This is a genomic window from Paenibacillus sp. SAFN-054, assembly GCF_051966755.1.
Lineage (GTDB): Bacteria > Bacillota > Bacilli > Paenibacillales > Paenibacillaceae > Paenibacillus_AQ.
In genome coordinates this window covers 411,204-436,482 of the sequence record NZ_JBQCKS010000004.1, presented here as the reverse complement: position 1 = coordinate 436,482, position 25,279 = coordinate 411,204, and the positions used below count along the sequence as shown (strand labels likewise).

The 25,279-nt window shown below is 54.1% G+C and carries 24 protein-coding genes; 18 read left to right on the top strand and 6 right to left on the bottom strand.

Going from position 1 to position 25,279, the window contains the following annotated elements:
• Positions 1-119 precede the first annotated feature (119 nt).
• Together ACTHPM_RS20560 and ACTHPM_RS20555 are read left to right on the top strand one after the other, a co-directional pair.
• Positions 120-749: a hypothetical protein gene (locus ACTHPM_RS20560; RefSeq protein WP_440396912.1), complete on the top strand. Its 630-nt coding sequence runs from the start codon at positions 120-122 to the stop codon at positions 747-749.
• A 207-nt stretch (positions 750-956) separates the two neighbouring features.
• Positions 957-1,295 carry a DUF3221 domain-containing protein gene (locus ACTHPM_RS20555; protein ID WP_440396913.1) on the top strand — a complete coding sequence of 113 codons (339 nt, stop codon included), beginning with the start codon at positions 957-959 and terminating at the stop codon, positions 1,293-1,295.
• Positions 1,296-1,353: 58 nt separating this feature from the next.
• On the opposite strand, the gene ACTHPM_RS20550 is transcribed toward ACTHPM_RS20555, so the two are convergent.
• Complete coding sequence (locus ACTHPM_RS20550; protein ID WP_440396914.1) at positions 1,354-2,013, bottom strand: nitroreductase family protein; 660 nt, start codon at positions 2,011-2,013, stop codon at positions 1,354-1,356.
• Between the two features lie 275 nt (positions 2,014-2,288).
• On the opposite strand from ACTHPM_RS20550, the gene ACTHPM_RS20545 reads away from it, so the two are divergent.
• The 3 genes from ACTHPM_RS20545 (at position 2,289) to ACTHPM_RS20535 (ending at position 6,849) form a co-directional block, all read left to right on the top strand.
• The gene (locus ACTHPM_RS20545) at positions 2,289-2,627 is read left to right on the top strand and encodes a winged helix-turn-helix transcriptional regulator (RefSeq protein WP_440396915.1); all 339 of its coding nucleotides are present in this window, start codon (positions 2,289-2,291) and stop codon (positions 2,625-2,627) included.
• A 281-nt stretch (positions 2,628-2,908) separates the two neighbouring features.
• Positions 2,909-5,065, top strand: a complete 2,157-nt coding sequence (locus ACTHPM_RS20540) for an AAA family ATPase (RefSeq protein WP_440421658.1) — start codon at positions 2,909-2,911, stop codon at positions 5,063-5,065.
• Positions 5,066-5,487: 422 nt separating this feature from the next.
• Positions 5,488-6,849 (top strand): FAD-dependent oxidoreductase, encoded by a 1,362-nt coding sequence (locus tag ACTHPM_RS20535; protein WP_440396917.1) that lies wholly within the window; start codon positions 5,488-5,490, stop codon positions 6,847-6,849.
• A 119-nt stretch (positions 6,850-6,968) separates the two neighbouring features.
• Here ACTHPM_RS20535 and ACTHPM_RS20530 read toward each other — a convergent pair whose 3' ends face one another.
• The 3 genes from ACTHPM_RS20530 to ACTHPM_RS20520 form a co-directional block, all read right to left on the bottom strand.
• Positions 6,969-7,862: a hypothetical protein gene (locus tag ACTHPM_RS20530; protein ID WP_440396918.1), complete on the bottom strand. Its 894-nt coding sequence runs from the start codon at positions 7,860-7,862 to the stop codon at positions 6,969-6,971.
• A 126-nt stretch (positions 7,863-7,988) separates the two neighbouring features.
• The gene (locus ACTHPM_RS20525) at positions 7,989-9,788 is read right to left on the bottom strand and encodes a cache domain-containing sensor histidine kinase (protein WP_440421656.1); all 1,800 of its coding nucleotides are present in this window, start codon (positions 9,786-9,788) and stop codon (positions 7,989-7,991) included.
• The gene (locus tag ACTHPM_RS20520; RefSeq protein ID WP_440396920.1) at positions 9,785-11,437 is read right to left on the bottom strand and encodes a response regulator transcription factor; all 1,653 of its coding nucleotides are present in this window, start codon (positions 11,435-11,437) and stop codon (positions 9,785-9,787) included. The genes ACTHPM_RS20525 and ACTHPM_RS20520 overlap by 4 nt, the downstream gene beginning before the upstream one ends.
• 313 nt (positions 11,438-11,750) lie before the next feature.
• Here ACTHPM_RS20520 and ACTHPM_RS20515 point away from each other — a divergent pair, with 313 nt between their 5' ends.
• The 11 genes from ACTHPM_RS20515 to ACTHPM_RS20465 all read left to right on the top strand — a co-directional run bounded on the left by ACTHPM_RS20515 (position 11,751) and on the right by ACTHPM_RS20465 (position 22,393).
• Positions 11,751-13,151: an extracellular solute-binding protein gene (locus ACTHPM_RS20515; protein WP_440396921.1), complete on the top strand. Its 1,401-nt coding sequence runs from the start codon at positions 11,751-11,753 to the stop codon at positions 13,149-13,151.
• A gap of 168 nt (positions 13,152-13,319) precedes the next feature.
• Positions 13,320-14,165 carry a carbohydrate ABC transporter permease gene (locus tag ACTHPM_RS20510; protein ID WP_440396922.1) on the top strand — a complete coding sequence of 282 codons (846 nt, stop codon included), beginning with the start codon at positions 13,320-13,322 and terminating at the stop codon, positions 14,163-14,165.
• Positions 14,166-14,177: 12 nt separating this feature from the next.
• The gene (locus ACTHPM_RS20505; protein WP_440396923.1) at positions 14,178-15,059 is read left to right on the top strand and encodes a carbohydrate ABC transporter permease; all 882 of its coding nucleotides are present in this window, start codon (positions 14,178-14,180) and stop codon (positions 15,057-15,059) included.
• Between the two features lie 74 nt (positions 15,060-15,133).
• Positions 15,134-16,057 (top strand): dihydrodipicolinate synthase family protein, encoded by a 924-nt coding sequence (locus ACTHPM_RS20500; protein WP_440396924.1) that lies wholly within the window; start codon positions 15,134-15,136, stop codon positions 16,055-16,057.
• Positions 16,058-16,095: 38 nt separating this feature from the next.
• The gene (locus tag ACTHPM_RS20495) at positions 16,096-16,776 is read left to right on the top strand and encodes an N-acetylmannosamine-6-phosphate 2-epimerase (protein WP_440396925.1); all 681 of its coding nucleotides are present in this window, start codon (positions 16,096-16,098) and stop codon (positions 16,774-16,776) included.
• An 11-nt stretch (positions 16,777-16,787) separates the two neighbouring features.
• Positions 16,788-17,777: an ROK family protein gene (locus ACTHPM_RS20490; protein ID WP_440396926.1), complete on the top strand. Its 990-nt coding sequence runs from the start codon at positions 16,788-16,790 to the stop codon at positions 17,775-17,777.
• A 172-nt stretch (positions 17,778-17,949) separates the two neighbouring features.
• Positions 17,950-18,912 carry an acetylxylan esterase gene (locus ACTHPM_RS20485; protein ID WP_440396927.1) on the top strand — a complete coding sequence of 321 codons (963 nt, stop codon included), beginning with the start codon at positions 17,950-17,952 and terminating at the stop codon, positions 18,910-18,912.
• Positions 18,913-18,970: 58 nt separating this feature from the next.
• Positions 18,971-19,348 (top strand): CidA/LrgA family protein, encoded by a 378-nt coding sequence (locus ACTHPM_RS20480; RefSeq protein WP_440396928.1) that lies wholly within the window; start codon positions 18,971-18,973, stop codon positions 19,346-19,348.
• Positions 19,332-20,015 (top strand): LrgB family protein, encoded by a 684-nt coding sequence (locus ACTHPM_RS20475; protein WP_440396929.1) that lies wholly within the window; start codon positions 19,332-19,334, stop codon positions 20,013-20,015. Before ACTHPM_RS20480 ends, ACTHPM_RS20475 begins: the two co-directional genes overlap by 17 nt.
• Before the next feature lie 172 nt (positions 20,016-20,187).
• The gene (locus ACTHPM_RS20470) at positions 20,188-21,510 is read left to right on the top strand and encodes an MFS transporter (protein WP_440396930.1); all 1,323 of its coding nucleotides are present in this window, start codon (positions 20,188-20,190) and stop codon (positions 21,508-21,510) included.
• On the top strand, positions 21,482-22,393 hold the full coding sequence (locus ACTHPM_RS20465; RefSeq protein ID WP_440396931.1) for a polysaccharide deacetylase family protein: 912 nt from the start codon (positions 21,482-21,484) through the stop codon (positions 22,391-22,393). Before ACTHPM_RS20470 ends, ACTHPM_RS20465 begins: the two co-directional genes overlap by 29 nt.
• 136 nt (positions 22,394-22,529) lie before the next feature.
• Here ACTHPM_RS20465 and ACTHPM_RS20460 read toward each other — a convergent pair whose 3' ends face one another.
• Positions 22,530-22,820 (bottom strand): transporter, encoded by a 291-nt coding sequence (locus ACTHPM_RS20460; RefSeq protein WP_440421654.1) that lies wholly within the window; start codon positions 22,818-22,820, stop codon positions 22,530-22,532.
• Between the two features lie 61 nt (positions 22,821-22,881).
• Complete coding sequence (locus tag ACTHPM_RS20455; protein ID WP_440396933.1) at positions 22,882-23,184, bottom strand: hypothetical protein; 303 nt, start codon at positions 23,182-23,184, stop codon at positions 22,882-22,884.
• 180 nt (positions 23,185-23,364) lie between these two features.
• Here ACTHPM_RS20455 and ACTHPM_RS20450 point away from each other — a divergent pair, with 180 nt between their 5' ends.
• Complete coding sequence (locus tag ACTHPM_RS20450) at positions 23,365-24,459, top strand: threonine aldolase family protein (RefSeq protein WP_440396934.1); 1,095 nt, start codon at positions 23,365-23,367, stop codon at positions 24,457-24,459.
• 72 nt (positions 24,460-24,531) lie between these two features.
• Positions 24,532-25,167, top strand: a complete 636-nt coding sequence (locus ACTHPM_RS20445; RefSeq protein WP_440396935.1) for a peptide-methionine (S)-S-oxide reductase MsrA — start codon at positions 24,532-24,534, stop codon at positions 25,165-25,167.
• Positions 25,168-25,279: the final 112 nt, after the last annotated feature.

The following is a 25,279-nucleotide window of genomic DNA, read 5'->3' as shown; positions in this document are numbered from 1 at the left end:
CTCTTTTTTGATGTTTCACGGTTTACGGTATCCATAAATTAACTTACAATATATACAAATTATGACAAGAGTGAAGGCGGCGAATTGCCTTCTTACTTCTGGAGGAAAAGGGGGGAGCCATGAAAAGAGGATGGAAGCGGATGACGGCCGGGGTTCTGCTGATTCTGCTGCTTGCCGGGTGTGCCGGTTCGAAGCCGAAGGAGGATACATTGGCAGTGATTAAGCCGCAGAAGGACTCAAGCTACACGGAAATGTTCAGAACCCTGTCACTCGGCAGCGTATTCGATTATAACCTGCTTCTGCCGCATGCGGATACAACCTGGGTTGAGATTTGGGTGGAGGGCTATAAAAAGGGTGAGAAAATGCAGGATTCGCAGCTCATCCGTCTCTCTTACGGCAACGCCCCCTCCGAATCAAGCGAGGGTGCGATGGGCTGGGGACTGGTCACCAAAGGCGGGGAGCAGAAGTCCATGATTTTATACGCCCCAGGAGTCAGCACAGGCCTCATTGACGTACCCGGTGTAATCGATAAAGACCGTTCGTCCATGATGGGCTCTGTCATAGGAGATGAGAAACTGGAGCTGAAAGCGGGGGAGTCTGCCACCTTGGCCGTATTTCGCCAGAGTAAGTCCGGCGGTTACCGGAACTATAACGCGAATAACCCCGAGGAACTGAAGGAGATGCTGGCAGCGGATGTCTTAACGCTGCTGCTGAAGATCAAGGTCGACACGCAAAGCCCGAAACCATAGAAGCATACACGTATAGAGGTGAAAGAGAGAGCGTTATCGTTTCGGATTTTTCCTGAACGCACATGAATGAATGCAGGAGACATCGCTAGATGTCTTTTTTTATGCGCGAAGCGCAACATGATAACCATTATTTCCGTCACAGGAGTTATATGCTTAGCGGAAGACAGGCCATGAGCCGTTACCGCTTGGTTTGGAAGGAGGAGGAACATGCGCAAATATGGGATATTGGCCGTTATGCTGCTGCTTCTGGTCATGGGATGCTCCGCAGCAAAGGATGCAGCGCCGGAAGGGCGCTGGGATCACAAAAACGGATATGTGGTAGCCAAAGAAAACGGAAGGGTGCTGGTCGTGCGCAAGCAGGCAGCGCCGGATACACCGCTGAATGAGATTCTGGAGAAGGCTCAGCCCGATGCGATATGGCTGTCTGTCGGAAAGGATGATTACGTTTCCGTTTCCGTGGGAGACGAGGTCGGGATCCGGATTGCGAACGGGGCTATCGATGAATCTTATCCTGAGCAGGCGGGAGCCGATATCGGCAAAAAGTAGGCGAGGGTACGCAATGCCCTCGCCTTTCTCTTACACTTACAAGCGTGTCGGTTATGATTCATGCCTTAGGCATTTCATTGAAGAAGGCGACATCCTCAATTGGCAATCTCACCGTCGGGTGTCCGGGCTTCGCTCCTTTACCGATGGCGATGAGCATAACAGGAGCGTATCTCTCCGGAATATTGAACGCTTCTGTAAATTTAGCTTGGTCAAAGCCGCCCATCGGCACCGTATCATAACCTTTAGCGTGGGCGACAAGCATCAGCTGCATGGATACCAATCCACTGTCGATCAATACTTTTCGGAGAACCGTCTCTGTAGGCATGCTTGCGAACAATCCTTGATAGCGTTCCACGAATGATTTGGCTGTCTCTTCAGGCATGTAACCCGCATCGACGGTCATTCCGTAAATTTTCTCGGCCAATGTGTAGCCTTCCAAATCACCGAGTACCGCAATGACAGCCGAGGCCTCGATCACTTGCTGCTGCTGGTTGGCGATCGGAAACAGTTTTTGCTTCAGCTCCGGTGAGTCGATGACGAGGAACCGCCACGGCTGCAGATTGGCGCCTGAAGGGGCTAACGTAGCTTGCTGCAGGATTTCGTTCATTTCCTCCCGCGGTATCTTTGCTTCAGAATAATAGTAGCGTACGGACCGCCGATCTTGAATCACGTTAAAGAACTGCTGCTCCACCTTTTGAGACGATTGTGCAACGGACATGTGTCTCTCCTCCTCATTATTACTGTGCTCTTTGAAGGCACTAGAAGTCTTCAAATTATTAACTAATATTATAATTATTACAGTTTTGAGGTCACGTGGCCTTCTAAAACTCCTTCCTAAGCTTTGTAAGACGAACGCTGCTTAAGCTGAAACATAGCAGTGAGATATGTCTTAATGTTACTATAAATTATCAGATGTATAATCTAAAGTAGACACATTATTTTTATGTAGCCCTATAAAATAGACCAACTATATTATAGTAAGGAGAGATTTCAGTGAATGTAAGCAAAGAGGAGGAGCAATGCCTCATATCCATTCGTGAAGCCTTGGAGGTTGTTCGCGGAAAATGGTCTATTCTGGTGCTCACCTTACTTAGTCTGGGTCCGCAGCGCTTTAATCAAATGCGAAGAAATTTAGACCATATCAGTATCAAGTCTTTAACGAATGTCCTGCACCACTTGGAGCAGCATGAAGTCATCAATCGCCAGGTTTTCCCTACCAGACCTGTAACCGTTGAGTACACTCTGACGGATAAAGGCAGGGCGTACATCCCCGTGCTTCGGGAATTGCGCATTTGGGGTGAAAACTGGGGAGAACATCCGAAGCCCGTATGATGGCGAGACCTCGTTCTTTGACTTTGGAATCAAAGTAGCTTAGGGATCGTTGATCTTGAATTACGTTAGAAAACTGCGTTTAAGCCTGTTAACAACCGGGTGAGCGTGGTTTTTTTGTTTCGTTGAAAGTTTTCATTGTATATTTTCAAACGGGGTTGACATAGGAGAAGGATGCGCTATAATAATAATCAAGGAAAGTCAAAGAAAGTCAAAGTCAGAAGATTTGATCATACGCCGATTGAGGCGAGCTTAAGCTTTCATACAAGAAAGGGGCAATGAACATGCGTTGTCAAAAATGTAATCAACATGAAGCAACCGTAGGACTTAGCCTGACCGTAAATCAACAATCCGAGAGACTTTATATATGTAAAGAGTGCTATGCAGAAATTAACAGCGGAATTCCGTTCCACGCCGGTTTCGGCTCGTCCGGCATGTCGCCGATCGACGAGTTCTTCAAAGGATTCATGCAGCAGCCGCAATCTGGGCAGGACGCTAACAGCGCACATGGCGCGGGGACCCGTGCTCCGAGCAGGGGGCAAGGCGGAAACGGCATACTGGATCAGCTGGGCCGCAACCTGAATGACGCGGCAAAAGCGGGACAAATCGATGCCGTGATCGGCCGTGACGAAGAGATCGAGCGCGTCATTGAAATTTTGAACCGCCGCAGCAAAAACAACCCGGTTCTGATCGGTGAACCCGGGGTCGGCAAAACGGCTATCGCCGAAGGCCTGGCCCTCCGCATCACGGAAGGCAAAGTACCCGCCAAGCTGCTGAATAAAGAGGTCTATTCCCTCGATGTGGCTTCGCTTGTTGCCGGTACCGGCATCCGCGGCCAATTCGAGGAGAAGGTCAAACAGCTGATCGCCGAGCTGCAGCAGCGTGAGAATGTTCTGCTGTTCATCGATGAAATCCATCTGATCGTCGGCGCAGGATCAGCCGAAGGCTCGATGGATGCAGGCAATATGCTGAAGCCGGTATTGGCGCGCGGCGAGCTGCAGGTCATCGGGGCAACCACCCTGAAGGAATACCGCCAAATCGAGAAGGATGCCGCACTGGAACGCCGTTTCCAGCCTGTCATGGTCGATGAACCAACGGTTCAGGAAACGATCGAGATTCTGAAGGGGCTGCGTCCGAAGTACGAGGAATTTCACGGGGTTCGCTATTCCGACGAAACCATCGCGGCCTGCGTGCAGCTGTCCCACCGGTATATCCAGGACCGCTTCCTGCCGGATAAAGCGATCGATCTGCTCGATGAGGCTGGCGCCAAACTGAATTTACGGATGTCCGGTAGCGGACAGGGGCGGATTCAGGCACGGCTGGAGCAGGTAAAGGCCGAGAAAGACCAAGCGACCCGAAGTGAAGATTACGAACGCGCCGCAAAGCTGCGCGATGAGGAGAGCGAACTGCTCGGCAAGCTGAACGGCGCCGCGGGGCAGCAGGAAACTCAAGCGGAAGTCCGCGTCGAGGATATACAGCATATCATCGAACGCAAAACCGGCATTCCAGTCGGCAAGCTGCAGCAGGACGAACAGAATAAGATGAGAAATCTGGCGGAGCGTCTCGGCTTCAAAGTTATCGGCCAGACGGAAGCCGTCGAGAAGGTAGCCAAAGCGGTGCGCCGCAGCCGTGCCGGCCTCAAGCCGAAGAACAAGCCGATTGCTTCCTTCCTGTTCGTCGGACCGACCGGCGTCGGTAAAACCGAGTTGTCCAAATCGCTCGCGGAAGAGCTGTTCGGCCAGGCGGACGCCATGATCCGGCTTGATATGAGCGAATACATGGAGAAGCATTCGGTATCGAAGCTGATCGGTTCGCCTCCAGGCTATATCGGCCATGACGAAGCCGGCCAGCTGACCGAACGCGTGCGCCGCAATCCGTACAGCATCATCCTGCTCGATGAGATCGAGAAGGCGCATCCCGACGTGCAGAATATGTTCCTGCAGGTGCTGGATGACGGCCGCCTGACGGACAGCCAGGGACGGACGGTAAGCTTCAAGGATACGGTCATCATCATGACATCGAACGCAGGCATCACGGAGAAGAAGATTACCGTCGGCTTCTCGGCCGCGGAATCCGTGCAGACCAGCTCGATTCTGGACTCGCTCGGCGCCTACTTCCGTCCCGAGTTCCTGAACCGTTTCGATGCGATCATTCCGTTTGCTTCCTTGAAAGAAGAGGTTCTGGTTCAAATCGTCGATCATATGCTTGACGAAATCGTCAGCACCTTGGGAGAACAGGGCATCACGCTTCATGTGACCGACGAGGCGAAGAAGAAATTGTCCGAGCTCGGCTACAACCCGGCATTCGGGGCCCGTCCGCTGCGCCGTGTCATCCAGCAGTACGTAGAGGACGGCATCACTGATCTGGTACTGGACGACGAGAATGTGACGCATATCAATGTGGACGTTCAGAATGACGCGATTCAGGTTATCAAAGGCTGAGAATGCGGTTGAATAAATAACTATACTGCTTAATACAAGCACCTCTCCAGATGGAGCATGAAGAACCTGCCGGTTCGATGCATGGCCCATGGGGAGGTGCATTTTTATTCGTTACGGAATATAGCTCAAAGGTGGTTAAGCTCACGGCGCGTGATCAATGGCTAAGCCAGATCTATATTGTGAAAAATTGAACAAATTTCGAAAACAGACGTAAAACCCCTTGCAATGTGAAAAAAATCACAGTATATTATAAGTGTGAAATAAATCACAACCAACAACTTGAAAGAACAGACATGAATGGATCATTTCTTAACCCGTCGCTGATTCCACTTTTCAAATGACTGAAGATCAACCCTTATTCTAATCATAAATTCGATTACTTTTATTTTTAAATAGCCAATCATCCCGAGGAGGAACTTATTATGAGAATAGCCGTCATTGGATGCACACATGCAGGAACCGCAGCGGTGGTCAACGCCGCCAAGCTGTACCCTGAAGCGCAGATTACCGTATATGAGCGAAACGATAACGTGTCGTTCCTGTCGTGCGGCATTGCCTTGTACGTAGGAGGGGTCGTAAAGGATCCCCAGGGGCTTTTCTACTCCTCGCCGCAGCAGCTGGCAGACCTGGGCATCGTAACGCACATGCGGCATGAGGTGCTCGCGGTGGATACCCAGGCGAAGACGCTGCAGGTGCGCAGCATGGCCACCGGAGACCACTTCACGGATACATTCGATAAGCTGATCGTCACGACGGGCTCTTGGCCAATCATTCCGAAGCTTGCCGGCATGGAGCTCGGTAATATTCTACTTTGCAAGAACTACGATCATTCCAATACGATTATCGAAAAAGCGAAAGAAGCGAATCATATTACGGTCGTTGGGGCAGGCTACATCGGCGTGGAGCTGGTAGAGGCATTCCAGCAGAGCGGCAAGAAGGTGACGCTGATCGACAGCGCGGACCGGATTCTGAACCGGTACCTGGACACCGAATTCAGCAGCCAGATCGAGGATGCGTTCCGCGCCAAAGGCATCGAGCTGGCGCTGGGCCAGACGGTGCAGGCTTTTGAGGGCCGGGATGGCAAAGTAAGCCACGTCATTACGAGCCAAGGTGAAATCGAAACCGATCTGGTCATTCTCTGCATCGGCTTCCGCCCGAACACGGGGCTGCTGAGCGGTCAGGTCGATATGCTGCCAAACGGCGCCATCATCGTCGACGAGTATATGCAGACGAGCAGACCGGACGTATTCGCCGCCGGAGACAGCTGTGCGGTTCGCTACAATCCGACGGGCAAGGCTGCATATATTCCGCTGGCTACCAACGCCGTACGAATGGGAATGCTGGTAGCCCGCAACCTGATGGGCAAGACGACGAAGTATCTGGGCACGCAGGGGACGTCGGGCTTGAAAATATACGATTTGAACCTGGCCTCGACGGGTCTTACCGAAGGCGCCTGCGCAGACGAGAAGCTGAGCGCGGAAGCCGTTACGATCCGGGATGCCTACCGGCCGGAATTTATGCCTTCGGCAGAGACAGTAACGCTTAAGGTCGTCTATGATCAGGAAACCCGCCGCCTTCTCGGCGCGCAGATCATGTCCAAAGTCGACCTGACGCAGGCGATGAATACCCTGTCGGTATGCATCCAAAACGGCATGACGGTCGATGAGCTGGCGTTCGTGGATTTCTTCTTCCAGCCGCATTACAACAAACCGTGGAATTTCCTGAATTCGGCCGGCATTGCGGCGCTGCCGGACATCAAGACAGAGCAGCTGCAGCACGCTTAATTCGGTTCATGATACGAAGACAACCTCATAAAATCCGAACACCAAAAAGGTCATCTGCGAAGATGACCTTTTTGGCTGCTATTTAAGCAGGGGCCGGCTTACAAGAGCTATGGCGCCATTTACTCGGACTGCTTTTTCTCCTTGCCGCCCAGGTTGATGCCCACCTGTCCGTCGTGGCTGCCGACGTTGCCGCCGACCTGGAGGCTCACGCCTTGACCGCCTCCGATTTGCGCGCCGGCATGGGCACCAAGCCCATGATGTCCGCCGATGGAAGCGCCGGTGCTGAATCCGGCGCCTTGACCGCCGCCCAGTTGGCCTTTCATATGGGCGCCAATGCCGTGATCTCCGCCAATTTGGGCATCCGTGTTGAGCCCGATGCCCTGCTGCAGGCCTGCATGGCCATCAACATGGGCTTGAATGCCGTATTTACCGCCCAGCTGGCTGTCGGTTTCAAATTGAAAGCCTTTGGCCTGTTGGTCCAGGTTGGCTTCGCCCTGCACGTTCAGGCCGTATGAGTCTGCACCCACATGACTGCTGACCTGATTGCTGATTCCGTGCGGATCGACCTGCGTCGTTGCATGGAATCCTGCACCATGCTGACCGCCAACCTCAATGCCGGTATTCATCTTCAGCCCCGGCTGACCCTCCGCCTTCACATTCTCGGTCTTCGCGTTTTCCGGCTTTATATCCTCCGGTTTCGCCTCCGCCTCCGGCTGAACCTTGATCTTCAAGCCTTTCGGCGTCGGTTCTACCCGGTTTTGAGTGGCTTCCTGCTGAGGATAGCCATAGGTATAGGCGATGCCGGGATACGGAGCCCCATAAGCCGGGTAGGGCGGATAAGCGGAGTAAACCGGGTAGGCTGCCGGGTAAGGGTAGGCCCGCTCCGGCCGCGGCCAGTAGTAGTAAGACGGCGGGAAGGGACTGCGAAACGTATAAGCATATGGATCATACGCCCACGGAACCGGATAACTAGGCTGGAAGCCGGGCCCGAAGGGATAATTGCTTGTCGTCATATCAATGAACCTCCAGATCAATGTTGATGATATAGCCTATTCACGAAAACGCGAATTGACACATCTATCATGGCGGTTTGCCAAATCTGAAAGTCCATTGCGACTTACAAACGGGCTGACATGCATCTACGGTGAGACCGCCGGCAGGCGGATCGTCACTGTCGTGCCGACACTAGGGCTGCTGTCGATCGTCATCCCGTACTGGGCCCCGAAGTATAGATGAATCCGCTCCAGGACATTCACGATGCCGATATGGTTATCGTCGCCCGTATCCGTGTGCTCCTCAAGACGCTGACGCAGCGCGGCCAGCTGTTCCGGCTCCATGCCGGCACCGTTGTCGCGGACAATGATGAACAGCTGCCCCTCTTTCAGCTCTGTGCGCACCTCCAGCAGTCCTGGGCCTACTCTCCGCTCAAGACCGTGTATGATGGCATTTTCGATCAGCGGCTGCAAAGAGAAATGGACCACCTGCAGGTTTTGCGTCTGCGGCGCAAGCTCCTCGGCGTACTGGATTTTGTCTCCGAAGCGCATCTGCTGCACCTTGATGTACAGCCGGATATGCTGCAGCTCCTGCTCGAGGGAAACGATGTCCTTGCTCATCTTGGTGTGAATACGGAACAGCTGGCCGAGCGTGCCGACCATTTCGCCGATTTCGCGCTGGTCATTTAAGATGGCCTTCATCTGTACGGATTCCAGGGCGTTCGCCAGAAAATGCGGGTTGATCTGACTTTTGAGCGCACCCAGCCGTGCGATTTTCTGCTGTACCTTGGCTTTGGAGGAACGATCGATATAATCCTGCAGCTCCTCGGTCATTTTGCGGAGCCCTTGATACAGTACCCCGAATTCATCCTGCCGCTTGCTTCCGAAATCCACGTCGAATTTGCCCATGCCGACCTTTTCCACCTGGCGTTTCAGGAAAATAATCGGTTTGGTGACGCGCGCCCGCATGATGATCAGAAAGATGATGGCCATGCCGATTGAGCCGACGGCGAGAAACAGAATGATCCGGCCGAGCATCGCGGAATCCTTCGTCATTTCCCTTTCGTCCGTATACTGAATGACCTTCCAGCCGGAGTAGGGGGAGGTGACGAAGTTGAAGTAGGAATCATGGCCCTCGAAGTCGCTGTAAAAGCTGCCCGTCTCCTGATCCAGCACCTGCTGGAATTTTTGGCTGTCGATCTGGAGCCGCTTTGAAAAGTCGAGGTCCTTGGATGCATAAATAATAGCCCCTGCCGAATCCGTGATGACAAAGTTCCGTTTGGTGTTCTCGGACAGGCTCAAAATTTCACGCAGGGAATCGAGCCGGATATCCACGAGCATGACGCCGAGCGGCTGTTTGCCGCCGGTTTTGTTGATGACGCGCGCAATGGAGATGACCTTTTCCTTCGTATCAATTTTGTGAAAGGGGCTGTGCGTGCCGAAAATGACGATACCGCCCTTTTGCTTAAGCGTTTTGAGATACCATTCCTCTTTCTCGAAATTTTCGTAGTTCAGATCCCAGCGGTTGAAATTGGCCGAGTAAAAAAGATCGTGTCCGGCATAGATTTGCACGCTGTCGACATTCTTGATGGTCATTTCGAGCGTTGCGATAAAATGCTGGATCACGTACTGGGAAGACAGCCTCTGATCATCATCCGGGTTGTTGATCCATTTTTCAAGCGCGGTTTGAAGCTCCCCGTCCATATGAGCGTATAGCGTTCCTTTTTCGATGCTTTGCAGGTATTGATCAATGTTGAAGGACAAATTGTTCAGGATGAGATCGGAGCTGCTCGTATATTCCGACTTGACCGTCTGCAGGGAAGCGGAGTAAATAATGGCCGAAATGATCAGCAGAGGGATGGTAACCGTCAGGATCATCAGCACGAAAATCTGCGTGTTTAAATGCCGCATATGAAAAATTTTACGAAGCCAAAGTGAGCTTTTCAATCCATCATCCCCATTTGCTTCCGGTAGTCGGAGGGTGTCATGTTCGTTATTTTGCGAAAGGTTTTTACGAAGTGCTTATAGCTTGTATAGCCGCACATCTGGGCCACATCGGTCATCGGCACCTTGGACTGCACGAGGCACCGCTTGGCATAGGCAATGCGGATTTCCGTGACGAAGGTCGTATAGTTTTTGTTCAGCTTGGTTTTAAAGAGCCGGCTGAGATAGGACGGGTTATAAAAAAAGCGGTCAGCCACCATCTGCAGCGTAATCTCCTGGTCGATATGCTGAAGAATGTACGTCTCGATCTGGTCGAATACCGCCATATCCTGGGTGCCGCCGTTTCGCGCTGCTTGCCCCGCATCCGTCCGAAGCTGCAGCATCCAGCCGGTAAGCCATTCGAACAGTGCCGGCATGGAATCAAAATCATCCACAAATCTCAGGTATAGCAGCCTTTGGTGATACGTCTCCTCAATGTTGATGCCATGCTTGCCGGCATAACGGATGCCGGTAGCAATGACTTCCTGAATGAAGCCCAGACTCAGCTCCATGGGAAATTGGCCGGTCTTGGCCTCGAGTTCCAGCCCCAAGCGGCCCATAAGCTGCTCCAGCTGCGTTGTTTCACCCTGCTCCAGGCAGGTGAGAAGCAGCATTTTCTCCTTGTCTCCAAGCTGGAGGATCGGAGACTTCGGCGACTCGGATGCCGGTGGCTGAAGCTCATAGACATGACGGCCGTCCCGGGCAAACCGCATATGCAGGGTTTGTTCCGCTTGATGCAGCAGGGTAGACAAAGTGCCGAGGCTCGTGGTCGGCTGACCTTGGGCAATGTACAGGCGGACCGGCTGCTCCGCAGCCAAATCGCGAAGCAGGGCCTGGGTTTCCTTAGGCGGCAGAGGTGCCGTAAGGAGGGGGGTGATACCATCGTTTATAATTGTAAACGCATACAATTTGTTATGGGAAACATAGCTGAATACAAGCTGACGTTCCATGGAAGGTATGAAACGCTGCAGCGTCGCGATGAGCATCCGTTCGGCATTTTGCCGCCACCACGATCTTAAATGCGGGGAGGACAGCAAGCGGGGGACGTAGGAGAGCACGAAGGGCTGCATCCATAGCTCTTCGCTTCCGGCTCCGCTTAAGGCGACAAGCCGTTCGGAGTCCGCTTGGGTCTCGCCGTCCTCCAGCAGCTGCTTAACGAAATGGCTTCGTTTGAGCTGAGTATTCTCCACCAGGTTTACCTGCATGGCGGACGCGAGCTGCTCTTGCGCACGCTTCTTTTCAAGCTGGCTCACGCAGTCCTGAATGGTCTTCAGGCTTTCCTCATACTGCAGCGGCTTCAGCAGATACGCGGACACATTGCCGAGGCGTATCGCTTCCCGGGCATACTCGAAATCGTTGTAACCCGTCCAGATGACAAAAAGCGTCTCGGGCAGATGAGCGCGCAGATTGCCGATCATTTCGAGACCGTCCATCAGCGGCATCCGGATGTCGGTAATGATCAGGTCGGGCTTCTCCCTCAGGGCGGTTTCCACGCCTTCGGCCCCGTTCTCCGCCTCCACGATTTCATGAAAGCCGAGCTCTTTCCAGTCGAAATACTTTTGAAGCCCCAGGCGAATCAGCGGCTCGTCCTCAACAACCATCAATTTATACATCGCTTCAAACCCCCCCGGCAACTCGTTGTTTCGATAAACTTCCTCTATATATGGCAGCACTTCCGACAGTTTGGCAAAATTCAGCAAGGATTCTTTAGAATCCTTGGGGTTATTTTCGATTGTAGCGAAAGCGGCGCAAAGATAAAAAACAAATATTGGAAAATGGTATTCGACAAGAAGGAGTTTGTCATAAGGGTCAATTTAGAGGGATGAAAGTAAAAATAAGGGTATTCAAGAAAATAGTACAAAGCACCTATAATTACACTTGTAAGCGCTATACAAGATAATTTCAAACCATTCAGGGGGGTAAGAAATGAGCACAGTTAAAAAAGGGCTGATGACGTTACTAGGCATCACGCTGATCGGCACCCAGCTCGTTGCATGCGGATCCACAAGCGATTCAAGCAAGCCAAGCGAGTCTGCAGGTAACGACAAGAAAGAAACAACAACGGATACACCGAAGACGGATGAGGCTAAACCCGTAGAAATCACGTGGTGGAACTTCCCGAGCTTCCAGGCGCTTGACGGTGAAGTCGGCAAGTATGAGAAACAAATCATCGAGGCCTTCAACAAGAAACACCCTGAGATCAAGGTCAACCTAGAGATGATCACATTCGAAGCCGGTCCTGAAAAGCTGAACGTGGCGATTGCCTCGAATACTGCGCCGGACGTCATCTATGACGCGCCTGGACGGATTCTGGACTGGGCCAAGAAGGACCTGCTCGCTCCGCTCGACGACATGGTGACCGATGAAGTACGTAAGGACGTACCGGAAGCACTGTGGAAACAGTCCATGGTAGGCGACAAAACGTACATGTATCCAATCAACACTGCTCCATTCATGATGGGCGTGAACAAAACCGTATTTGAAAAGATCGGCGCGCTTGATTTGCTGCCGCTGGACCGTCCGGACCGCACATGGACTTTCGACGAGTACAAGAAGGCGCTTCAAGCTGTGAAAGACAAAGCACCTGATATCATTCCATCCGGATTCTTCGCGAAAAGCCAAGCCGGAGACCAAGGAACGCGCGCATACATCGCGAACCTGGGCAACGCAAGCTTCCTGAACGAAGACAATTCCAAAATCGCCATCAACACGGACAAAGCCGGCGCGGCTTTGGACTGGATCAAGCAAGGCGTGAAGGATAAGCTGGTTGTTAACGGTTCCGAGTCCCTCACAGGCGGCGATGTGAATGACTTGTTCCTGCAAGGAAAGCTCGCGATCACGCTGAACTACTCGCCGGTGCTTAGAGCACAGAATGCCACGCTGAAAAAGGCTGAATTCGAAGATGTGCTGGTACCTTTCCCAACGATTGACGGCGCGAAGCCGAAGCTTGAGCCTTACCTGGGCGGCATTGCCGTCTTCAACAATGGCGACGAAGACAAGATCGCCGCTTCCAAGAAGCTGATCGACTTCATTGCTAACGATCCGGAGTGGGGCAAGAAGAACCTGATCCAAACCGGCGGCTTGTCCGCACGCAGCTCCATCACAGGATTGTATAACGATCCGGAATACACGTATGCAGAGCAAGCACGTGACTTCTACACAAGTCCTCCGACGATTGTAGACGGTTATGCCGAAGTGCGCACGTTCTGGTTCCCAGAGCTGCAAAAGGTACTGCTTGGCAAGGCAACAGGCAAGGAAGCATTGGATGAATTTGCTCAAAAAGCAGACGAAGCCATCGCAAAAGCCAAGGCTGATGCCGGCAAATAAAACGATACTGACGCCGTAGTTCTGGAGTAGCGCGCCGTATGGTGCGCTACTCCTTTCAAATCAAGCGCATCACGTGTCAACAAAAGAGATGGGAAAGTAGGGGAGAGAGCCATGGAAACAAGGGTACGAAAAATAAAAATAAATCCTAATGTTTTGCGTGACTGGTTCATGAGTTATCTGTTTCTCCTCCCGGCATTCGGATTCTTCCTCGTGTTCGTTGCGTATCCGATGCTGAGAGGGATTTATATCAGCTTCTTTAACTACAGCCTGCGAAAGTTTGAATATGTGGGCCTGAGCAATTACGTCGATCTGTTCCACAATGAGACGTTTATCAAGTCGCTGTGGAATACGTCGCTGCTCGTACTGATTACCGTTCCGATCGTCATCGTGTTTTCGATTTTCGTCGCGATGAGCATTTACAAGAAAAAAGAATTTGCCAGATCCTTTTTCAGGGGCGTATTCTACCTGCCGGCCGTATCTTCCGTGGTCAGTATTACGGTGGTATGGGGCTGGATTTATCACCCGAATTACGGGGTGCTGAACTATTTGACCGGACTGTTCGGCGCTGACCCGATCTCCTGGCTCGGGAACGAGAAGACGGCGCTGCTGTCCATTATCGCCGTACTGATTACCACCTCCGTCGGGCAGCCGATCATCCTCTATGTCGCTTCGCTGGGTAATATTCCGACTTCCTATATCGAAGCAGCTCAAATTGACCGGGCTTCGTCCTGGCAAATATTCCGGAAAATCATTTGGCCGATGCTGATGCCGACCAATCTCTATATCATCGTCATTACGACGATCAACACGTTTCAGTGCTTTGCGATCATTCAGCTGCTCACCTCCGGAGGTCCATATTACAGCACCTCCACCGTCATGTACGGCGTGTATGAACAGGCGTTCAAGCTGGGCAACTTCGGTATGGCTTCCGCCATGGGTATCATCCTGGCTGTGGTCATCGGCATTATTTCCACCATCCAGTTCAAATATTTCGGCAGCGATGTGGAGTACTAGGAGGGGTATGCGATGAGTTCATCAATACAGGCCGGCATGAAGGCGGGAGTCAATCCATCTGATATAGCCGGCAAGAAACCGTTAGGTATCGGCAGGTGGATAGCCAATGTCATTCTAACCTTGTCGACGTTGTTTTTTATCTTTCCTTTTTACTGGATCATTACGGGCGCATTCAAAAAGCAGACGACGGCGACCGCGATTCCGCCGGAATGGTTCCCGCTGCATCCGACGCTGCAGAACTGGTCCGATTTGTTCAAAAACTCGGTATGGCGCTGGACGTTCAACAGCTTCTTCATTTCGTTCTGCGAAATGGTCGCGGTTTGTCTGGTCGCTGCGCTGGCGGGCTACGTGCTGGCTAAGAAAAGCTTTCCTGGCCGCAAGATCATCTTCACGATGTTCGTAGCGGCGATGGCGCTGCCAAAGCAGGTCATCCTCGTGCCGCTGTTTACAATGCTGGCGGATTTCGGCTGGGTCAACACATACCGCGGCCTTATCATACCGGCGATCGGCTGGCCGTTCGGGGTGTTCCTGATGAAGCAGTTCTCCCAGACGATCCCGACGGAAGTGATCGAGGCGTCCAAAATTGACGGCTGCTCGGAAGTGCGCATGTTCTCGACCATTATTCTGCCGCTCTTGACACCGGCGCTCGGCGCGCTTGCGATCTTCACCTTTATCGGCTCCTGGAACGACTATTTCAGCCAGCTGATTATGACGCGTTCCACCTCCATGATGACGCTGCCGATGGGCATCGCGACGCTGCAGGGGGAATATACGACGAACTACGGCGTCATGATGGCAGGGGCAGCCTTGGCTTCCGTGCCGATGATCGCGATCTTCCTTACGTTCCAGAAGGCATTTACACAAGGGATCACGATGGGTGCAGTCAAAGGTTAATACGTTTAACACGGATATTGGGGTAACGCTGCGGATTACGATTTTAACGGACGAGAGGGAAGGAAGAGATAAATATGTACAATATCGAAAAATTCAAAGGCATCATCGTTGCCTTTTATGCCTGCTATGACGAAGAAGGCCATGTCGATCCTGTGAGAGTGCGCAAACTGGCCCGGCATTATGCGGACAAAGGCGTGAAAGGGCTGTATGTCGGTGGAAGCAGCGGTGAAGGCATGCTGCAGACGGCCGTGGAGCGGAAGGTTGTGCTGGAAGCCGTTATGGAGGAGGTCGGAAGCGAGCTGACGATCATCGTCCATGTCGGATCAGCCTCTACCCGCGAAAGCGTGGAGCTCGCGAAGCACGCCGAATCGGTAGGCGCGGATGCGATATCAGCGGTTCCTGCGATCTATTACCGCCTGTCGCCTGCAAGCGTGGAGCGGCACTGGCAGGAGATGATTGACAGCACGTCGCTGCCGTTCATCATCTACCATATTCCGCAAACAACCGGTTTTCACCTCTCTGCGGAGCTGCTCGCCAAAATGGCGGCGCAGGATAAAGTCATCGGCGTGAAAATATCTTCGGAAAGCACGTACGAGCTGCAGCAGTTCAAAGCCATCGGCGGGGCGGACTTCCTCGTGCTGAACGGTCCTGACGAGCAGTATCTGGCAGGACGCAGCATTGGCGCGGACGGGGGCATCGGGGGAACGTACGGCGTGATGCCTGAGCTGTTCCTGAAGGTCGAAAGCTGCTACCGCGAGGGCCGCATGGAAGAGGCGAAGCTGTGGCAGTTCAGAATCAACGAGATCATCAAGTCCCTGCTCAGCTTCCCATCTCTGTACGGAGCATGTAAAGCTGTGCTGAAGCTGCAGGGCGTGGAGTGCGGAGAGCCGCGGATGCCGCTGCTTCCGGTGGGCGAGACCGACCGGGGACGGATTGTGCTGCTGCAGAAGCAGATTCACGAATATACGGAAGAGGCTTTGTCTTCCATTAAAGCCTGATAGAGCGAGGTAAGAGTTTGGATAGGGGGAGCAGCCATATGAAATGCATATTCAAAAACCGCGGTTTGATCGTATCCTGCCAGGCGCTGGAACATGAGCCGCTGCATGGCGGGGACACGATGGTCAAGATGGCTCTGGCTGCGCAGCAGTCGGGTGCCATCGGCATCCGTGCCAACGGGGTCCGAGATATTTGGGGCATCAAGCAGGCCGTGGAGCTGCCGGTGATCGGCATCATCAAGCGGATCATGCCGGATTCGGATATTTTCATAACGCCTACGGTGACAGAGGTCAGACAGATCATTCAAGCAGGGGCCGATATCGTGGCGCTCGACGTCACGAACCGGGAGAACCGGCTGGAAACGGTGAAGGAGCTGATTGACGAAGCTCATGCCGCCGGGGCAGCCGTCATGGCGGATGTGTCGACCTTCGAAGAGGGCATGGCTGCCGAGAAGCTTGGCGTGGATTATGTGGGAACGACGCTGTCGGGGTATACCCCGTACAGCACCCAAGTCGCCGGACCGGACATCCGCCTGTTATCGCAGCTCGCCAAATCGCTCACGAGTGCCGTTCTTATCGCCGAGGGGAAAATTTCCACGCCGGCCGAAGCGGCGCTGGCATTGGCCGTGGGAGCGGAATATGTCGTCGTCGGCAGCGCCATTACCAGACCGCAGCTGATCACGGAACAGTACGTGCAGGCGATGTCGGTCGTGCTGGGATAGGCGGGACAGACATGGGGATGACACGAGCAGTATACGCAGGTGATTCAACCTACGCCATCGGGATCGATCTCGGCGGCACCAAAATCAATGCAGGCATTATCGATGAGAAAGGGCATGTGCTTAGCACATGCTCTCTGCCTACGCTGGCGGGCCAGGGCAGCATTCCGGACCGGATCATCGAGACGCTGCGCAATTTGTTTCAGCGCGACAACGGGCCCGACCTGTTCCGGTTACGCGGCATCGGCGTGGCGAGCGCGGGACAGATCAACTGGGAACAGGGCTCGGTGCATTTTTCAACCGATCTGATTCCAGGCTATACAGGCACGCCGCTGCGGCAGATTCTGGAGGAGCGTCTCCAGATGCCTGTGTTTGTGGATAATGACGTCAATGTACTGACCCTGACCGAGAAAAGGCTCGGGGCTGCCCAAGGTCTTCGAAACTTTGTGTGCGTCGCGCTCGGAACGGGCGTCGGCGGAGGCATCATGGTAGATGGCCGCATCGTCCGGGGAAGCTGGGGAGGTGCAGGCGAAATCGGCCACATGTCGGTGAATTTTGACGGCCTGCCCTGCATTTGCGGCGGCGTGGGCTGCCTGGAGCAGTACGCGTCCGGAACGGGCATCGGTGCCCGGATGAGACGGGAGCTGGAGTCTTCGGGGCAGAGTACGGAAGGTGTCGATGCAAGGGAAGTCCTGACCCGCTGGCAGGCGGGGGACGCGGTAGCCGGCAGGATCATGGATGAGACCTTCCGCGCGCTCGGTGCGGGACTTGCATCCATCGTGCACATGTTCAATCCGGAAATGATCGTGCTCGGCGGCGGCGTGGCGGAGAGCGGAGAGGCATTTCTGGGGCGGGTCCGGGCGGAAACGTTGAAGCGGGCGATGCCCTCTTTTACCGATAACTTGAAGTTCGTACCCGCTTATCGCGGCAATTACAGCGGCATGATCGGCGCTGGCCTGCAGCTGTGGGAGTATCCGGCGCGGACGCCGTTACCGCCTCGCTAAGGGATGGGATGAAGATTTTCGTCATTATAAATTCGATATTGAACGAAAAATTCTTCTTCTATGAGGTTGTAGCCATGGTATAATGGGCGAAGAGAAAATGAGTGAATAACGAAAATTGATATTGTCAAAATCAACCTAAGTTTGGTTAAATCAGAAGAAAAAGGTGATGACGATGCCACTAATCGATATGCCCCTATCCGAGCTCAAAACGTACCAAGGAATCAATCCCAAACCCGATGATTTCGATGCCTACTGGGAAAAGGCGCTTGAGGAAATGCGATCCATCGATCCGCAGGTAGAGCTGATCCCGGCTACATTCCAGCTTCCTTTCGCAGAATGCTTTCATTTGTATTTTACAGGTGTAAGCGGTGCCAGGGTGCACGCGAAGTACATTAGACCCAAAGGAGCCACCGATCCGCATCCGGCTGTGCTTCAGTTCCACGGCTATACCGGAAATAGCGGAGACTGGATGGACAAAATGGTATATCCGGCGCTTGGCTTCTCCATCGCTTCCCTGGATGTGCGCGGACAGGGCGGCCTGTCCGAAGATACCGGCGGAGTCCGCGGCAATACGCATCGAGGCCATATCATCCGCGGCCTGGAGAATGAAGACCCGCATCGCCTGCTGTTCCGGGACGTCTTCCTGGATACGGCGCAGCTGGCCTCCATCGTCATGAGCCTGCCTGAAGTCGATGAGGACCGCGTCGGTGCCACCGGCTGGTCGCAGGGCGGTGCGCTGACGATTGCCTGCGCGGCCCTGGAACCGCGGATCAAGAAGGCGGCCCCGGTCTACCCGTTCCTGAGCGATTACCGTCGGACATGGGAGATGGACCTCTTCAAGCATGCCTATGAAGAGCTCAGCACGTACTTCCGTTATTTCGATCCGCAGCATCAGCGCGAAGACGAAATATTCACGAAGCTCGGGTACATCGACATCCAGAACCTGGCTCCGCGCATTCAGGCGGACGTGCTGGTCGGGGTTGGCCTGATGGACGTCGTCTGCCCGCCTTCCACGCAGTTTGCGGCTATCAACAAAATGACCGCACCGGTGCAGCTGGAGATTTTCCCGGACTTTGGGCATGAGGGTCTGCCTGGGCTGAATGATAAAATTATTCAATTTTTAAAGGATCTATAGAAGAAAGCATCACCCATACAACCAATGGACAACAGGCCGTTCACAAGGAGGGAATAAGATGATAGGATTTGCCATACTCGTCCTTTTTCAGCTGGCCGGTTGGCTCCTTCAGCATCTGACGGGTCTCCCGCTCCCTGCCAATGTGATCGGCCTGCTGCTGTTTATTGCGGCTTTGTTCATGAAGTGGGTTCCGCTTCGGATGGTGGAGGAAACGGCATCGTTCCTTCTCAAATATATGAGCCTGTTTTTCGTGCCGGTCATTGTGGGCAGCCTGGCGTTCTTTCCTTATTTGCGCGAGCACTGGGCTGTGATCGCCGGCAGCGGGGTCGTCAGCCTGCTGCTGCCGCTCCTCGTCACCGGCTGGCTGGTGCAAAACCGGCTTCAGGCCCGAAGAACGCGGCAGCAGAAGGAGGATGCGCATGTCCATCGCGGCTGATCCCTTATTCGGCATTGCCGTTACGGTCATTATTTATGCCTTGTTTCTGTGGCTTCAGTCCCGCCGGACCTGGGTGCAGCCGCTGCTGATGACGAGCGCGGTCATCATGCTGATGCTCGTCCTGCTCAACATTCCGGTCGAGGATTACCAGAAGGGCGGGTCTTGGCTGAGCTTCCTGCTCGGCCCGGCGACGATTGCGCTTGGCGTGCCGATCTACAAAAATGCCGAGCAGATCCGCCGCAGCTGGAAGCCCATCTTAAGCGGCATTACGGTCGGCGCGCTATGCGGAATGCTCAGTGCCGGGCTGATTGTGCTGGGGATGGGTGGAACCGGCGAGATGGCCTGGACGCTTATGCCCAAGTCGGCGACAACGCCGATCTCCATGGAGGTCTCGCGTCTGTATGGCGGCTATCCGGAGCTGACGGCGGTGCTTACCGTTCTGACCGGGCTCGCGGGCAGCATCATCGGTCCGCCGCTGCTGCGGCTGTGCGGCATCCGGGACGAGACGGCCATCGGCGTTGCCATCGGCACGACCTCGCACGGCATCGGCACGGCGCGCGTGCTCAAGGACTCGGAATGGATGGGAGCCGTCAGCGGCTTCAGCATGGGGCTGACCGGCATTTTCGTGTCGGTGCTGGCGCTTCCGCTGCATTTGCTCGGGTTTTGAAAGGCAGCATTTCTAGTATCAAGAGGACGATCGTTTAGATCCGTCCTCTTTATTTTTCCCTATAAAAGGAACGGAGAGTCTGAATTATATCTTGCCGCCGTACATGGAGGTAAAATAACCCATGTGTTGAATAATATAGAACAAATAGATTCGCGCTATGGGAGGGATGCGCATGCAGCGCAAATGGGTCAATTCGCCGTACACCTTCGCACTCGGCATGTTTGCCATGATGGTGCCAAGTCAGGCCTTCAGCACGTTTTACAGCTTCTTCTACGTGGAAAAGCTCGGGCTCGGCATCGGGCTCGCGACGCTGGCCCGGACCATTTTCCTGATCTGGGATGCCGTGAATAATCCGCTTTTCGGACACTGGTCCGACCGCACGAATACCCGGCTCGGACGGCGCAGGCCCTGGATATTCGGCGCAATGCCGCTGTTCATGCTCACCTTCATCATGGTGTTCTCTCCTCCCGGTGGTTTAACACAAAATGGACTGTTTGCCTGGTTTCTGACGGCTTTGATCTTGTTTGAGGCCGTATCCACCGTCTTGTGGGTCAACTACGGCGCGCTGTTTCCGGAGCTGTATCAGGGGGATCGCCTCCGCGCCAAGGCATCGGCCATCCAGCAGAGCTATCAGGTCGTGGCGCTGCTGATCGGTTCGGCACTGACGCCGATTATTTTTGAAGCGCTCAACTTCTCGAACATGTCGATCATTTACGCCTTCGTCTTCGGCATCAGCATGCTGTTATGCATGCTGGGCGTCCGCGAACGCAAGGAACATAGCGCGGGCGAGCCGTTAAAGCTGGGCGCGGCATTCAAGGAAACGCTGAAGAACAGGAAATTTTGGCTGTTTAATATTTCGAACTCCTTCGCGCAGACCGTGAACGGTCTGGTCAGCTCGATCATTCCTTTCTATGCGAAGTACGTGCTGAAGATCGACGGTACCCAGGTTACAATGCTCATGGCGGCCGTCTTCGTATCGGTCATTCCGCTCGTCTTCGTCTGGTACTGGATCTGCCGCCGTCTGGACGGGGTGAAGGTGTGGCGCCTGTCGCTGGCCGTCTACGCCGTGTCCGTGCTGCCGCTCTGGTTCGGCTTCAACCTGGTGAGCGGTGTGCTCGCAGGGATTGCCGTCGGCTTTGGCCTGGCGGGCTTCCTTGTGACGCCAGCCATGGTGAGCGGCCGTATCATTGATGAGGATGCCGAGAAGACGGGCCTGCGCAGGGAAGGCATCTATACTGCGGTGGCCGGGTTCATCACCCGTTCGAGCGGCCTCATATCCGCTCTCGCCTTTCTGATCGTCGGCCTGATCTTCGGCTACGAAAGCGGTGACAAGCCGGGTCCGAATCCGGAGATGACGTTCCGGGTGCTGATCAGCATCGTGCCGTTCTGTTTGTTGTTGGTATCCATCATCATCTCACTGCTGACGAAATTTGAATTTACGACGACGCGGAGGGGGGATCTGGCACATGGGGAAGAAACTCATCATCAACTGTGATGATTTCGGGCAAAGTCCGGCCCTGAACCGGGCGATCATGGCTCTGCTCGAAGAGAAGAAGGTATCCTCGGCGACGATTATGACCGTTGCCCCTGGATTCGAGGAGGCGGCAGCCTGGACGGCCCGCCGGAAGCAGCCGAACGTCGGACTGCATCTGACGATGACGAGCGAATTCGAGGCGCTGCGCTGGCGCAGCCTGACGGGCGATCCGTCGCTGCACGACGAGAGCGGATACCAGTACCGCACCGTGAGGGAATTTGAGCAGGGAGCGAACACGAAAGCGGCCGCCAAAGAGATCGATGCCCAGTATGAACGGGCACGGAAAGCAGGCATCACGATCAGCCATGTCGATAATCACATGGGAAGCCTGTACGGGATGGAAACCGGGCGCAGCCTGCTGCCGCAGACGCTCTGGAGGGTATCGCGCTGGAAGCTGCCGATGCGCTTTTTTCGGCACATCTACAAGGAAGATCCGCTGCTCGGCTCGCTGAGCGGCATCGAACGCCCCGTTGCCCGCGTGGTCGCCTTGGCCGATGCGCTTGGCGTGCCGATTCCCGACTATCTGCTGTCGCATCCCTTCGGAATCGAAGAGGGAGAGACCTACGATAGCTTCAAGAAGTCCATGATCGCGAAGCTGTACCATTTGCCGGACGGCGTCTGCGAGACGTATATTCACCCCGGCGTTGAGGACGATTGGATGCTCGCGAACATACCGAATTACGCCAAGCGCGTATGGGAATACCAGCTGCCGTTCGACGACGATTTCGACTATGCCCTTCGCGATGCCGAGGTGGAACTGACTGATTACCGCTATGTGCAGGAGCACTTGAAACGGCCGCGCCTGCGCTCGGCGCTGAAGCTTGTAGGGCAGCTGCAGGGATAAAGCCGCTTGAGGTGATAGCTCATGGCAGATGAAAGCAAAAGAGACCCGGCATGGGTCTCTTTCTTTTGAAATGACTGCCCAAGTATTCGAGAGCACAGCAGAGCAGGCATTTTGGTTTTAAAGGGACAATGCCAGATCAGAAGCAGGTGAACGACTGGATTTGTCTCAAATCGATGCCGGTATACATCCAGAAGAAGCCGTTCCAGCGGAAGCCGGCGACGGAGGTTCGTCCGACGAAAACCGGATAGAACCAGAAGCCGCGGCCGCCTGACAACCAAACATAGGTATTGCGGAACAAGCAGCCGGAAATCGCGCCGGGATCCACGGCGAATGTCGTTGCGGCAGGCTGCTGCGGGGTGAATTGAGGCGGCGGGGCAGTGGGCGCCTGCTGCTGTCCTTGCGGACCGAAAGGGGGCATAAAGGCCATTTTTCGTAACACTCCTTATTTGAAATCGGAATTTCGAATGGTTCTGTTTCGGGTGATGCGCTTAGGTAGCCAGCAAGGTAATGACGAGCAGTTCATACAGAACGAGGGGCAGGATGGCACCGCTGAAGCTGCGCTGGCCGTGATGCTGCGCCATCGGCATTTGAATGTACAGAATACCTTTATTGCAGTTGACGATCATGCCTTCAAAAACATCGCCGTCCAGCGTCTCGATTCGGACAAGCTGATTGACATGCTTTTGGCACATGTGAGTGAATTGGTCACGGACCGACTTGAGGGATTGGCTCATCTGCGGGTCCGCCTGATACAGGGTTTGCTGCTGGTAGCCGGGATATTGCAGACTCATAAGTAAGACCTCCGTTTGGGTTATAGCTTGATACATCCTATGCGGATGCCTATACGGTGGTGTCTTTCTTGGAAGATGGATCTTATGGCTGGCCGGTGCTGGCATAAATATGATTTTTCTTCGTGATCCGGATTTAGTATGCTAGAAAAGATAGAGCTTACCGAGAGGGGACAACCAGTCATGAGCGGCAAAACATTAATCGAAGCATTTGAGCAGGCAGCATACCCGCTGGGTGGCAGTGGTCCGCGGGATATTCAGGTTTTGAAGGAGGCCTTCGAGCAGGTGGGAGGCAGCATGAACAGCGATATGTACGGCAGCGGCGAAGTAATTGAGGCATTCCAGCAAAAAATGGCGTCGTATCTCGGCAAGGAATCAGCGGTGTTCTTCCCAAGCGGCACGATGGCGCAGCAGATTGCGCTGCGAATTTGGTGCGATGAGAAGGGATTGAAGCGTGTCGCTTATCACCCGCTCTGCCATCTGGAAATCCACGAGCAGGACGGCATGAAGGAGCTGCATCACATCGAGCCGATTCTGCTTGCGGACAAGGACCGGCTGATCACGCTTGCGGATGTGCAGGGGATGGGTGAGGACATATCCTGCCTGCTTCTGGAGCTTCCACAGCGCGAAATCGGCGGCCAGCTGCCGGCTTTCGAAGAGCTTGAGGCCATTGCGGCGTACTGCCGGGACAAAGGCATCAAGCTTCATTTGGACGGGGCGAGACTGTTCGAGATTACGCCTTATTATCAGAAGACGGCTGCGGAAATTTGCGCGCTGTTCGATAGCGTCTATGTATCCTTTTACAAGGGAATCGGAGGGATTGCAGGAGCAATCCTGGCGGGGGACAAGGACTTTACAGAGCAGTCCAAGGTATGGAAAAGACGTCATGGCGGCGATTTGATCAGCCTGTATCCGTATATCGTCAGCTCGGATTACTACTTTGACATGAGAGTCGGCAAAATGTCGCAGTATTATGAGGAAGCCAAGGAGCTTGCGGCTTTGTACAATGCATGCGAGGGAATATTCACCAAACCCGAAGTGCCTGTCTCGAACATGTTCCATGTTTACTTCAAGCTCCCGCAGGAGATCATGGTTCCGATCCTCGCCTCGGTGATTGAGGCATCGCAAGTCGGATTAACCGCATGGCTGCGCGATGCAGGCGAAGGAACCAGCTCTTTCGAGATCAGCATCGGCGACCGGTATGCGGACGTGCCGAAGGACAAGGTACGGGAAGCCTTTCGCCTGCTTGGGGAGAAGATGAAGGAAGCGGTCAAATAAATCGAACGAAGTTAGGGGCCGCGAGTATATGCTTACCTAACCATAGGCGCTGTACAGTCAGGAGGTAGATGGATGAGCAGAGCAGATGAAGCGACGGCCGTGCTCGCCATGGGCTGCTTTTGGAGTCCGGAGGCGTTGTTTGGCTCCATGCCGGGCGTGCTGCGTACAAGAACGGGATATGCCGGGGGGACGCTCGTGAATCCGACTTACCGCCGTATGGGCGATCATTCGGAGTCCGTGGAATTGGTATACGAGCCGGAAATATTGCCTTATGAACAGATTTTGCGGGTGTTCTGGGATCATCACAACCCGGTGAACATCAATGGTTATAAGGGACGGCAGTATCAGTCGCTGCTGCTGTACCGAAGCTCCGAGCAGAAAGAGGCCATTGACCGGGTGCTGGAGGAGCGGCGCGAATCGGGGAGGGGGGAGCCGGCGACAGAGGTTCATCCTTTGACGACATTTCATCCGGCGGAAGAGAAGCATCAGAAGTACTACCTGAAGCGTCATCCCGATGCGGTGGCAAAGCTGCTGACGCTGTATCCTTCCCGGGCGGACATGGACGAATCCATGCTGGCTGCACGGCTGAACGGACTGGCCAAAGGCTATGCGAACCGGTCGGCGGTCATCGAAGAAGTGATGGAATGGCCGCTGCCGCAAGCCGAACGTGAACGCATCATGACGCTGGTAAAGGCGATCCGGTGGTAGTTACGAGCAACTACAATTTCGCGAATACGGTCAAGCCGTTCCTTGCGACGCTGCCATAACGAAGAATAAAGACAGCCTCCGGCCTATTGGGCCGGAGGCTGTTTTTTCGTTC

Excerpts from the sequence above, each read along its gene's own strand:
- ACTHPM_RS20560 (WP_440396912.1), top strand. The coding sequence starts at position 120 with ATGAAAAGAGGATGGAAGCGGATGACGGCCGGGGTTCTGCTGATTCTG.
- ACTHPM_RS20555 (WP_440396913.1), top strand. The coding sequence starts at position 957 with ATGCGCAAATATGGGATATTGGCCGTTATGCTGCTGCTTCTGGTCATG.
- ACTHPM_RS20550 (WP_440396914.1), bottom strand. The coding sequence starts at position 2,013 with ATGTCCGTTGCACAATCGTCTCAAAAGGTGGAGCAGCAGTTCTTTAAC.
- ACTHPM_RS20540 (WP_440421658.1), top strand. The coding sequence starts at position 2,909 with ATGCGTTGTCAAAAATGTAATCAACATGAAGCAACCGTAGGACTTAGC.
- ACTHPM_RS20535 (WP_440396917.1), top strand. The coding sequence starts at position 5,488 with ATGAGAATAGCCGTCATTGGATGCACACATGCAGGAACCGCAGCGGTG.
- ACTHPM_RS20530 (WP_440396918.1), bottom strand. The coding sequence starts at position 7,862 with ATGACGACAAGCAATTATCCCTTCGGGCCCGGCTTCCAGCCTAGTTAT.
- ACTHPM_RS20520 (WP_440396920.1), bottom strand. The coding sequence starts at position 11,437 with ATGTATAAATTGATGGTTGTTGAGGACGAGCCGCTGATTCGCCTGGGG.
- ACTHPM_RS20515 (WP_440396921.1), top strand. The coding sequence starts at position 11,751 with ATGAGCACAGTTAAAAAAGGGCTGATGACGTTACTAGGCATCACGCTG.
- ACTHPM_RS20510 (WP_440396922.1), top strand. The coding sequence starts at position 13,320 with ATGAGTTATCTGTTTCTCCTCCCGGCATTCGGATTCTTCCTCGTGTTC.
- ACTHPM_RS20505 (WP_440396923.1), top strand. The coding sequence starts at position 14,178 with ATGAGTTCATCAATACAGGCCGGCATGAAGGCGGGAGTCAATCCATCT.
- ACTHPM_RS20500 (WP_440396924.1), top strand. The coding sequence starts at position 15,134 with ATGTACAATATCGAAAAATTCAAAGGCATCATCGTTGCCTTTTATGCC.
- ACTHPM_RS20495 (WP_440396925.1), top strand. The coding sequence starts at position 16,096 with ATGAAATGCATATTCAAAAACCGCGGTTTGATCGTATCCTGCCAGGCG.
- ACTHPM_RS20490 (WP_440396926.1), top strand. The coding sequence starts at position 16,788 with ATGGGGATGACACGAGCAGTATACGCAGGTGATTCAACCTACGCCATC.
- ACTHPM_RS20485 (WP_440396927.1), top strand. The coding sequence starts at position 17,950 with ATGCCACTAATCGATATGCCCCTATCCGAGCTCAAAACGTACCAAGGA.
- ACTHPM_RS20480 (WP_440396928.1), top strand. The coding sequence starts at position 18,971 with ATGATAGGATTTGCCATACTCGTCCTTTTTCAGCTGGCCGGTTGGCTC.
- ACTHPM_RS20475 (WP_440396929.1), top strand. The coding sequence starts at position 19,332 with ATGTCCATCGCGGCTGATCCCTTATTCGGCATTGCCGTTACGGTCATT.
- ACTHPM_RS20470 (WP_440396930.1), top strand. The coding sequence starts at position 20,188 with ATGCAGCGCAAATGGGTCAATTCGCCGTACACCTTCGCACTCGGCATG.
- ACTHPM_RS20465 (WP_440396931.1), top strand. The coding sequence starts at position 21,482 with ATGGGGAAGAAACTCATCATCAACTGTGATGATTTCGGGCAAAGTCCG.
- ACTHPM_RS20460 (WP_440421654.1), bottom strand. The coding sequence starts at position 22,820 with ATGGCCTTTATGCCCCCTTTCGGTCCGCAAGGACAGCAGCAGGCGCCC.
- ACTHPM_RS20455 (WP_440396933.1), bottom strand. The coding sequence starts at position 23,184 with ATGAGTCTGCAATATCCCGGCTACCAGCAGCAAACCCTGTATCAGGCG.
- ACTHPM_RS20450 (WP_440396934.1), top strand. The coding sequence starts at position 23,365 with ATGAGCGGCAAAACATTAATCGAAGCATTTGAGCAGGCAGCATACCCG.
- ACTHPM_RS20445 (WP_440396935.1), top strand. The coding sequence starts at position 24,532 with ATGAGCAGAGCAGATGAAGCGACGGCCGTGCTCGCCATGGGCTGCTTT.